We start from the raw sequence: 9654 nt of genomic DNA, 5'->3' as shown, positions 1-9654 counted from the left end.
TACGTTCCCGAGGGCATGATCGCCACGTTCGAGAAAGAAACCGGTATCAAGGTGAATTACGACACCTTCGAGACCAACGAGGCCTTGCACGCCAAGCTGGTGGCAGGCAATTCGGGCTACGACATCGTGGTGCCGGGCTCGGTGTTTGCCAAGCCGCAAATTGAAGGCGGCCTGTTGCAGGCGCTGGACAAGGCCCAGATCAAGAACCTGGGCAACCTGGATCCTTCCATCATGGCCACGCTGGCTGCCAAGACCGACCCAGACAACAAGCACCTGGTGCCCTGGGCCTGGGGTTTCACCACGGTCGGCATCAACAAAACCAAAGTGGCCAAGGCGCTCGGCAAAACGCCGATGCCGGAAAACGCCTGGGATCTGGTGTTCAAACCCGAATACACCAGCAAACTCAAATCCTGCGGTATTGCCTACCTGGATTCGCCCACCGAGATCATTCCCGTGGCCTTGCACTACATTGGCAAGGACGCTTACTCCAATGATCCGGCTGATTACAAGCTGGCCACCGACATGCTGGCCAAGGTGCGCAAGGATGTGCGCATCTTCAGCTCGACCATGATTGACGACATCGCCGGCGGCAAGGCCTGCGTGGCCATTGGCTGGTCGGGCGACATCAATATTGCCGCTGCGCGCGCCAAGGAGAACAAATCCAAGGACGAGATCGAGTCCATGTTGCCCAGCACTGGTGCGTTGATCTTCTTTGACACCATGGCCATCACCAAGGATGCCAAGCACCCCAACAACGCCCATGCCTTTATTGACTTCTATTTGCGTCCCGAGAATGCGGCCTTGATGGCCAATGAAATGAACTACCCGACGGCCAACAAGGCGGGGGTGCCGCTGGTCAAGCCGGAAATCGCCGCCAACAAGACCATCTTTGTCGAGGCTGATTATTTTGCCAAGATGATCCCGCCCAGCAGCTTCAGCAATGAGGCCCGTGAAGCCATGGCCAATGCCTACAACAGCTTCAAAAAAGGCAAGTAAACCAACGTCATTGCGAACGCAGTGAAGCAATCCATGACCTCAGACTGCATGGATTGCCGCGTCGCTGCGCTCCTCGCAATGACGGTGTCTCACATGCCTTCAGGGTGATTGTGCTGCCCTGCAAGTTAAATGAGTGCTGAACCAAAGGGTTGACGATGGCTGACGTGGGTGCCAAAAAAGACTATCTTGTGACCGAGAAGCTGGTCAAGCGTTTCGACGAATCCCTGGCGGTCGATGAGGTCGACCTGTCCATCAGCCAGGGAGAAATTTTTGCCTTGCTGGGCAGTTCGGGCTGCGGCAAATCAACCTTGCTGCGCATGCTGGCGGGCTTCGAGACCCCGACTTCCGGGCGCATCCTGCTGGGTGGTCAGGATGTGGCCAAGCTGGCTCCCTACGAGCGCCCGTTCAACATGATGTTCCAGTCGTATGCCTTGTTTCCGCACCTGGACATCTGGGAGAACATTGCCTTTGGCCTCAAGCGTGAAGGGCTGCCCAGGAACGACATCAAGCAACGCGTCGGTGAGATGCTGGACCTGGTGCAATTGACGCCCTACGCCAGGCGCAAGCCGCACCAGTTGTCGGGTGGCCAGCAGCAGCGGGTGGCGCTGGCGCGCAGCCTGGCCAAGAAACCGAAAGTGCTGCTGCTCGACGAGCCGCTCGGTGCGCTTGACAAAAAACTGCGCGAGCAGACCCAGTTCGAGCTCGTCAACATCATTGAAAAAGTGGGTGTGACCTGTGTCATGGTGACCCACGACCAGGAAGAGGCCATGACCATGGCGGGCCGCATCGCGGTCATGAGCAAGGGCAGGGTGTTGCAGGTGGGTTCGCCCGAAGAGGTTTATGAGCACCCGGCCAACCGTTTTGTGGCCGACTTTATTGGCAACGTCAACCTGTTTGACGGCAAGCTCAGCATTGACGAGCCTGACCGTTGCGCCGTGACCACCGCCATTGGCGAGATCCATGTCGGTCACGGCGTCAGCGGCGCGCTGCACATGCCGGTGTCGATCGCGGTGCGCCCCGAGAAAATTGAAATCAGCAAAGAGCGGCCCAACCTTGCGCACAACCTGTTCGCAGGCAAGGTCAAGGAAATTGCCTATTTTGGCTCCTACAACTCCTTTATCGTCATAGCCTCTGACGGGACCCGGGTCAAGATCACCGAGGCCAACACCTCGCGCCATGACCTCAGCAATATCACCTGGGAAGACGATGTGTATTTCTGGTGGAGCGATGTTGCCGGCATCGTGCTGCGCGACTGAGGAGCTGCCATGGCCATCCAGAGTTTGACGATGCCCGGCAGACGCTTTGTCATCAGCGTGCCTTTTGTCTGGCTGATCCTGTTTTTTCTGTTGCCGTTTCTGATTCTGCTCTACATCAGTTTTGTCGACATGGGCAACGACATTTCGCCGTTCAAGCCGATCTGGGATTCCGGCACCGGCCTGCTCAAGCTCAAATACGAAAACTACTGGTCGATTTTTCGTGCCGGGGAGGGGGGGGCATTATTTCAGACTCTCTACATCGAAGCCTATCTGCGCTCACTCTGGTACGCTCTGTGCACGGCGCTGTTGTGCCTGCTGATCGGCTATCCGTTTTCGTATTTCATTGCCCGCGCCAAGCCGAGCGTGCGCCCGGCCCTGTTGATGATGGTGATGCTGCCGTTCTGGACGTCGTTTCTGTTGCGGGTCTATGCCTGGAAAGGCATTCTGGCCGACCAGGGCATGCTGAACCAGGTGTTTATGGCGCTGGGTCTCATCAACGAACCCATCCAGATGCTCTACACCGACATCTCGATGTTGGTGGGCATGACCTATGTGTATTTGCCCTTCATGGTGCTGCCGCTCTACGCCAACCTGGTCAAGATGGACTTCCGGCTTCTCGAGGCGGCCTACGACCTGGGTGCCTCGCCCATCAAGGCGTTCTGGCTGGTCACCGTGCCGTTGTCCAAGGCCGGCATCATCGCCGGTTTCATGCTGGTGTTCATTCCGTCGGTCGGCGAGTTCGTGATCCCGTCGCTGCTCGGCGGCCCGGAGAACATCATGATTGGCCGGGTGGTTTGGGACGAAATGTTCAGCAGCAACAACTGGCCGCGCGCCACGGCGCTGGCGGTGGTCATGATTGGCCTGATCGTGGTGCCGCTGGCTATTTATTACCATTACACGGGTGAACAAGGGTGACCCACTGCGCCGCTTCGCCGATGTTATTTGCTGTGCCAGGAGCCGGGGCGGCAAAGCGCTCCGCTGCGTGTCCCCCGCCCTGCGGGCTCCTCCTTTACCTTCGCAGAACGCTTTGCCACCCCGGCTCCTTGCGCTTGTAAAACGGCATGTTTGAAGGACTTTTAATGAATCGTTTTCTTGAAAAATATTTCGGCAAGCTGTGGATGGGTTTGACCTACCTGTTCCTGTACCTGCCGCTGTTCTTCATGATTGTGTTTTCCTTCAACAGCACGCGCCAGGACGCGGTGTTCACCGGCTTCTCATTGCGCTGGTACGAGGCGCTTACGCGCGACACCAAAATTGTCGATGGTTTCTGGCTCTCGCTTCAGGTGGCCACCGCTGCCGGCGTGGCCTCGGCCGTGCTGGCCACTTTTGCTGCTTTTGTGCTGGTGCGTTATCGCCGTTTTCCCGGGCGAACCCTGTTTTCGGGCATGGTCAACGCGCCGCTGGTGATGCCCGAGGTGGTGATCGGCCTGTCCCTGTTGCTGCTCATGGTGGGCGTGCAAAACGCCTTTGGCTGGCCGCAGCGCGGCATGTTGACGATCGTGTTGGGGCACACCCTGCTCGGCATGGCCTATGGCATGGTGGTGATCCAGTCGCGTTTGCTGGAGATGGACCGGGCTATCGAAGAGGCCGCCATGGACCTCGGTGCCCGGCCGTTTCAGGTGTTCTTCCTGATCACCATGCCCAATATATTGCAGGCTATTTTTGCCGCCTATCTGTTGGCCTTTACGCTGTCGTTCGACGATGTGGTGATTGCCGAATTCTTGTCGGGCCCGGGTGTCAATACCTTGCCGCAGGTGATCTTTGGTTATGCCCGGCGCGGCATCAACCCGACCATTTACGCGGCGGCCACGCTGCTGATCGTGTCGGTCACGCTGGTGGTGATCGGCTACAGTGTCTGGGTGGCGCGCCAGACGCGGCGCCGTGAGCGCGAGATCGCAGCGGCCACGCGTGCCGAACTGGCTGCCTTGCAGGCCCGGTAACACTTTTTGACGCCTTGCCTTTGGGTTGCAACGCTTTTACTTCCGAGGGTTTTGACATGACAACACCGCTATATGACGGCCGGGCCCTGATCAACGGGGTGCGCGTGCACGCCCACGACGGCCAGACCTTTGACTGCATTTCGCCCGTCGATGGCCGCCTGCTCACCACCGTGGCGCGTTGCGGCCAGGCCGATGTCGATGCGGCGGTGGCGGCGGGGCGGGCGGCCTTTGAAGACCGGCGCTGGTGCGGCATGGCGCCAGCGGCGCGCAAGCGCGTCATGATCAAATTTGCCGACCAGTTGCTGGCCCACGCCGATGAACTGGCTTTGATGGAAACGCTCGACATGGGCAAGCCCATCCAGTATGCCCGCGGCGTTGATGTCAACAGCGCGGCCAATTGCATCCGCTGGTACGGCGAGGCGGTGGACAAGATTTACGACGAAATTGCACCCACCGCCAGCACCGCGCTGGCGCTGATCCAGCGTGAGCCGATGGGTGTGGTCGGAGTCATCGTGCCCTGGAATTACCCCATGATCATGGCCGCCTGGAAGATCGCCCCGGCGCTGGCTGCCGGCAATTCCGTGGTGCTCAAGCCCAGCGAAAAGTCCCCCCTGACGGCACTCCGCCTGGCCGAGTTGGCGCTGGAGGCCGGCATACCGCCTGGCGTGTTCAACGTGGTGCCGGGTTATGGCCCTGAGGCTGGCTCGCCGCTGGCCTTGCACATGGACGTCGACTGCATTGCCTTTACCGGCTCGACCCGGGTGGGCAAGCAAATTCATGTGATGGCCGGGCAAAGCAACCTCAAGCGCGCCTGGACCGAGCTGGGTGGCAAGTCGCCCAATATTGTCTTTGCCGATTGCCCCGACCTGGACAGGGCAGTGCAGGCGGCGGTCGGCAGCATTTTTTTCAACCAGGGCGAAAGCTGCAATGCACCCTCCAGGCTGTTTGTCGAGGCCGGCATCCGCGATCAGTTTCTGGAGAAAGCCCTGGCACTGGTGCCCGGCTACGCGCCTGCCGATCCGCTGGCGCCCGACACCGTCATGGGCGCCATCGTCGACCAGGCGCAAATGAACTCGGTGCTGCGCTACATCGCACTGGGCAAACAGGAGGGCGCGGCCCTGCTGGCCGGGGGCGAACAGGCGCTGGTGGACAGCGGCGGCTGCTACGTCCAGCCCACCATCTTTGCCGGCGTGACGCCTGACATGACCATCGCCCGCGAGGAAATTTTTGGACCCGTGTTGTCGGTGCTGTCGTTCACCGATACGGCTGAGGTGGTGCGCCAGGCCAATCAAAGTGTCTACGGCCTGCAGGCGGCGGTTTGGACGCGCGATATCAACAAAGCCCACGGCGTGGCGCGTGCGCTGCGCGCCGGCACGGTCCATGTCAACCAGTATGACGAAGACGACATCACAGTGCCGTTTGGCGGTTACAAACAAAGCGGGGTAGGGCGCGACAAGTCGCTGCATGCGTTTGACAAGTACACCGAGACCAAAACCACCTGGATTCGCATCGACAGTCCGGTTTAAGCACCTTGGATGCCGGATCTGGTCCGGCATGACAAAAGGGGGATGTTGTTGTCATGGATTGCTTCACTTTGTTCAAGGACGACGCTCCTTGTACTAATTTTGCATTGCGAAATTTTGATTCCATATCGTGCAATGAAGAAGAACGAAGTTGACTGAAAATTCATGGAATTCAAAAAATTGTGTTTTATATTGCGAAATATAATAAATAAGTTGTTGATTTAATTTAATTAAATAAAAGTCTTCTATAAGACATAAGATGTGTTTGGTGTCTTCTATAAGACATAGAATAAACGCCAAGACATCGACAGCTTGCCGCGACAGATGCCCTTAATTCATCAACTTAGGAGTGACCCCATGCCACAAGCTCTCACCGAACAATTGAGCCGCGAACAACAAATTGCCGCACTTGAAAAAGACTGGGCGACCAACCCGCGCTGGAAAGGCATCAAGCGCGGCTACAGCGCCGCCGACGTGGTGCGTCTGCGAGGCTCATTCCCGATCGAGCACACCCTGGCGCGTCGTGGTGCTGAAAAACTGTGGAGCCTGCTCCACACAGAAGATTATGTCAACTGCCTGGGTGCACTCACCGGCGGTCAGGCCATGCAGCAAGTCAAGGCCGGCGTCAAAGCCATCTACCTTTCGGGTTGGCAAGTCGCTGCCGACGGCAATACGTCCATGTCTATGTACCCGGATCAATCTTTGTACGCGGTCGATTCGGTGCCCACCATGGTCGAGCGCATCAACAATGCCTTCCGCCGTGCCGATGAAATCCAGCATTCCCGTGGTATTGATGCAGGTGACAAGGGCTACATCGACAACTTTGCGCCCATCGTGGCCGACGCCGAAGCCGGCTTTGGCGGCGTGCTCAACGGCTTTGAGTTGATGAAGAACATGATCCGCGCTGGCGCTGCGGGCGTGCATTGGGAAGACCAGTTGGCATCGGCCAAGAAATGCGGCCACATGGGTGGCAAGGTGCTGGTTCCAACCAATGAAGCCATTCAGAAGTTGATTGCAGCCCGCATGGCTGCTGACGTGTGTGGCGTGCCGACCCTGGTGATTGCCCGCACCGACGCCGAGGCAGCCGACCTCCTGACCAGCGATTACGATGAAAATGACAAGCCCTTCCTGACCGGTGAACGCACCGCTGAAGGCTTCTTCAAATCACGCAAAGGCCTGGACCAGGCCATCAGCCGCGCGGTGGCCTATGCCGACTACGCCGACCTGGTGTGGTGCGAAACCGGCACCCCTGACCTGGAGTTTGCCCGCAAATTTGCTGAGGCTGTGCGCGCCAAGCACCCGGGCAAGCTGCTCGCCTACAACTGCTCGCCTTCGTTCAACTGGAAGAAAAACCTGGACGACGCCACCATTGCAAAGTTCCAGAAAGAACTTGGCGCCATGGGCTACAAGTACCAGTTCATTACCCTGGCCGGTATCCACTCCATGTGGTACAACATGTTCGATTTGGCGCAAGACTATGTGGCACGCGGCATGACCGCTTATGTTGAAAAAGTGCAAGAGCCGGAGTTTGCAGCGCGCGATCGTGGCTATACCTTTGTGTCGCACCAGCAGGAAGTTGGCACCGGTTATTTTGATGAAGTCACCACCGTGATCCAGGGCGGCAAGTCCAGCGTGACGGCACTAACCGGCTCCACCGAAGAAGAACAGTTCCACTAAAAAACAGGGCCTGAGGAGGTCAAAGGCTGGCGTTCCCTGACGGGGGCGGCCAGCCTTTTTTTATTTGGACAACTACGGTTTAAAATCAGCGATCACTAACGCGGAGCTCTCCGCGTTTTTTCATTACCCATACCCTTCATTGCCATGGTCCAAATCACGCTTCCCGATGGTTCTCAACGCGACTACGATGCCTCGGTCACCGTGGCCGAGGTGGCGGCATCCATCGGCACCGGCCTGGCCAAGGCGGCGCTGGCCGGCAAGGTGAATGGGCAGATGGTCGACACCAGCTTTGTGATCGACAAAGACAGCAGCCTGGCCATCATCACCGCCAAGGACGCAGAGGGTCTGGAGGTCATTCGGCATTCCACGGCGCACCTGCTGGCCTACGCGGTCAAGGAAATATTCCCCACGGCACAGGTCACGATTGGTCCGGTGATCGAAAACGGCTTTTTCTACGACTTTTCGTTCGAACGTCCGTTCACACTGGAAGACCTGGCGGTCATTGAAAGACGCATGACGGCCCTGGCGGCCAAGGACGAGCCCGTGTTGCGCCGGGTCCTGCCGCGTGACGAAGCGGTGACTTATTTCAAGGCACTGGGCGAGCACTACAAGGCAGAAATCATTGCCAGCATTCCCTCCGGTGAAGACGTCAGCCTGTACCGTGAAGGCGCTTTTGAAGACCTGTGCCGCGGCCCACACGTGCCCAGCACCGGCAAGCTCAAGCATTTCAAGCTCATGAAAGTCGCGGGTGCCTACTGGCGCGGTGACCATCGCAATGAAATGCTGCAGCGTATTTATGGCACAGCCTGGGCCACCAAAGAAGACCTGCAGCAGCACCTGACGATGCTTGAGGAAGCCGAAAAGCGCGACCACCGCAAGCTGGGGCGCGAGCTCGACCTGTTCCATGTCGACGACCATGCCCCGGGCATGGTGTTCTGGCACCCCAAGGGCTGGGCCATCTGGCAGGCGGTGGAGCAGTACATGCGCCAGGTGTACCGCGAGAATGGCTACCAGGAGGTCAAGGGGCCGCAACTGCTGGACAAGGGCCTGTGGGAAAAGACCGGCCACTGGGACAAGTACCGCGACAACATGTTCACCACCGAGTCTGAAAAGCGCGACTACGCGCTCAAACCCATGAACTGCCCGGGTCACATCCTGATCTTCAAGCAGGGCCTGAAAAGCTACCGTGACCTGCCGCTGCGCTACGGTGAATTCGGCCAGTGCCACCGCAATGAAGCCACCGGCGGCCTGCACGGCATCATGCGGGTGCGCGGCTTTACCCAGGACGATGGCCACATTTTTTGCACCGAAGACCAGATATTGGCTGAGTGCGTGGCCTACACCACGCTGTTGCAAAAGGTGTATGCCGACTTCGGCTTCAAGAACATCATCTATAAAATTGCCACCCGGCCCGAGCAGCGCATTGGTTCCGACGAAATCTGGGACAAAGCCGAGCACGCGCTGATCGAGAGCCTGCGCGCCTCGGGTTGTGAGTTTGAGCTGTCGCCCGGCGAAGGCGCTTTTTACGGTCCCAAGGTTGAGTACACCCTGAAAGACGCCATTGGCCGGCACTGGCAGTGCGGCACCATCCAGGTCGATTTCTCCATGCCCGAGCGCCTCGATGCCGATTACGTGGGCGAAGACAGCGCCCGCCATCGCCCGGTCATGCTGCACCGTGCCATCGTCGGCAGCCTGGAGCGTTTCATCGGCATTCTGATCGAGGAAACCGCTGGTGCGTTGCCAACCTGGCTCGCGCCGGTGCAGGTCAAAGTGCTCAACATCACCGACGCACAGGCCGAATATGCCCGCAATGTCGTCAAAACGCTGCAAAATCAAGGCTTTAGGGTAGAGGCAGATCTGCGCAATGAAAAAATCACGTATAAAATACGGGAGCATTCAATGCAGAAGGTGCCGTATCTGATCGTGATTGGCGACAAAGAGATGGCCTCCGGTGCTGTTGCAGTGCGAGCCCGAGGTGGACAAGACCTTGGCGTGATGTCGATTGCCGAGTTTGCTCAAAAAATTTCGGCTGACGTGACGCATAAATCAATAGTTTGATTTTTTAAATTGTTCACGGGGTTGCGCTGCCCAGTTTTAGCCACGATGGATGTGGCAGTTTTTGTGAAGGATTAAGTCATCGCTACCGAATTTCGTGATCGCCGTCACCGCGAAGAACGCAAACACCGATTGAATCGGGAAATCATGGTGCCAGAAGTTCGCCTCTCTGGTGTTGAAAACGAGCCCCTGGGTGTTGTCAATATC

General features: G+C 58.0%; 7 protein-coding genes. All 7 read left to right on the top strand.

Going from position 1 to position 9654, the window contains the following annotated elements; all coding sequences use genetic code 11:
• On the top strand, positions 1 to 996 hold a 996-nt coding region (locus NDI87_RS14320; RefSeq protein ID WP_296276057.1), incomplete at its 5' end, for an extracellular solute-binding protein.
• Positions 997 to 1151: 155 nt separating this feature from the next.
• Complete coding sequence (gene potA / locus NDI87_RS14315; RefSeq protein WP_296276055.1) at positions 1152 to 2252, top strand: polyamine ABC transporter ATP-binding protein; 1101 nt, start codon at positions 1152 to 1154, stop codon at positions 2250 to 2252.
• A 9-nt stretch (positions 2253 to 2261) separates the two neighbouring features.
• The gene (locus NDI87_RS14310; RefSeq protein ID WP_296276054.1) at positions 2262 to 3167 is read left to right on the top strand and encodes an ABC transporter permease subunit; all 906 of its coding nucleotides are present in this window, start codon (positions 2262 to 2264) and stop codon (positions 3165 to 3167) included.
• A 164-nt stretch (positions 3168 to 3331) separates the two neighbouring features.
• Complete coding sequence (locus NDI87_RS14305; RefSeq protein ID WP_296276052.1) at positions 3332 to 4192, top strand: ABC transporter permease; 861 nt, start codon at positions 3332 to 3334, stop codon at positions 4190 to 4192.
• A 56-nt stretch (positions 4193 to 4248) separates the two neighbouring features.
• Positions 4249 to 5718 carry an aldehyde dehydrogenase gene (locus tag NDI87_RS14300; RefSeq protein WP_296276051.1) on the top strand — a complete coding sequence of 490 codons (1470 nt, stop codon included), beginning with the start codon at positions 4249 to 4251 and terminating at the stop codon, positions 5716 to 5718.
• 354 nt (positions 5719 to 6072) lie between these two features.
• Positions 6073 to 7392: an isocitrate lyase gene (aceA, locus tag NDI87_RS14295; protein ID WP_296276049.1), complete on the top strand. Its 1320-nt coding sequence runs from the start codon at positions 6073 to 6075 to the stop codon at positions 7390 to 7392.
• Positions 7393 to 7536: 144 nt separating this feature from the next.
• Positions 7537 to 9450 carry a threonine--tRNA ligase gene (gene thrS, locus NDI87_RS14290; protein WP_296276047.1) on the top strand — a complete coding sequence of 638 codons (1914 nt, stop codon included), beginning with the start codon at positions 7537 to 7539 and terminating at the stop codon, positions 9448 to 9450.
• Positions 9451 to 9654: the final 204 nt, after the last annotated feature.

The sequence above is a fragment of the Rhodoferax sp. genome, assembly GCF_023701345.1.
Classification (GTDB): Bacteria; Pseudomonadota; Gammaproteobacteria; order Burkholderiales; family Burkholderiaceae_C; genus Rhodoferax.
This window is presented reverse-complemented; position numbering and strand designations above follow the sequence as displayed.

What these genes read in the sequence shown, in the direction of transcription:
- potA (WP_296276055.1), top strand. Translation starts at nt 1,152, where the DNA reads ATGGCTGACGTGGGTGCCAAAAAAGACTATCTTGTGACCGAGAAGCTG.
- NDI87_RS14310 (WP_296276054.1), top strand. Translation starts at nt 2,262, where the DNA reads ATGGCCATCCAGAGTTTGACGATGCCCGGCAGACGCTTTGTCATCAGC.
- NDI87_RS14305 (WP_296276052.1), top strand. Translation starts at nt 3,332, where the DNA reads ATGAATCGTTTTCTTGAAAAATATTTCGGCAAGCTGTGGATGGGTTTG.
- NDI87_RS14300 (WP_296276051.1), top strand. Translation starts at nt 4,249, where the DNA reads ATGACAACACCGCTATATGACGGCCGGGCCCTGATCAACGGGGTGCGC.
- aceA (WP_296276049.1), top strand. Translation starts at nt 6,073, where the DNA reads ATGCCACAAGCTCTCACCGAACAATTGAGCCGCGAACAACAAATTGCC.
- thrS (WP_296276047.1), top strand. Translation starts at nt 7,537, where the DNA reads ATGGTCCAAATCACGCTTCCCGATGGTTCTCAACGCGACTACGATGCC.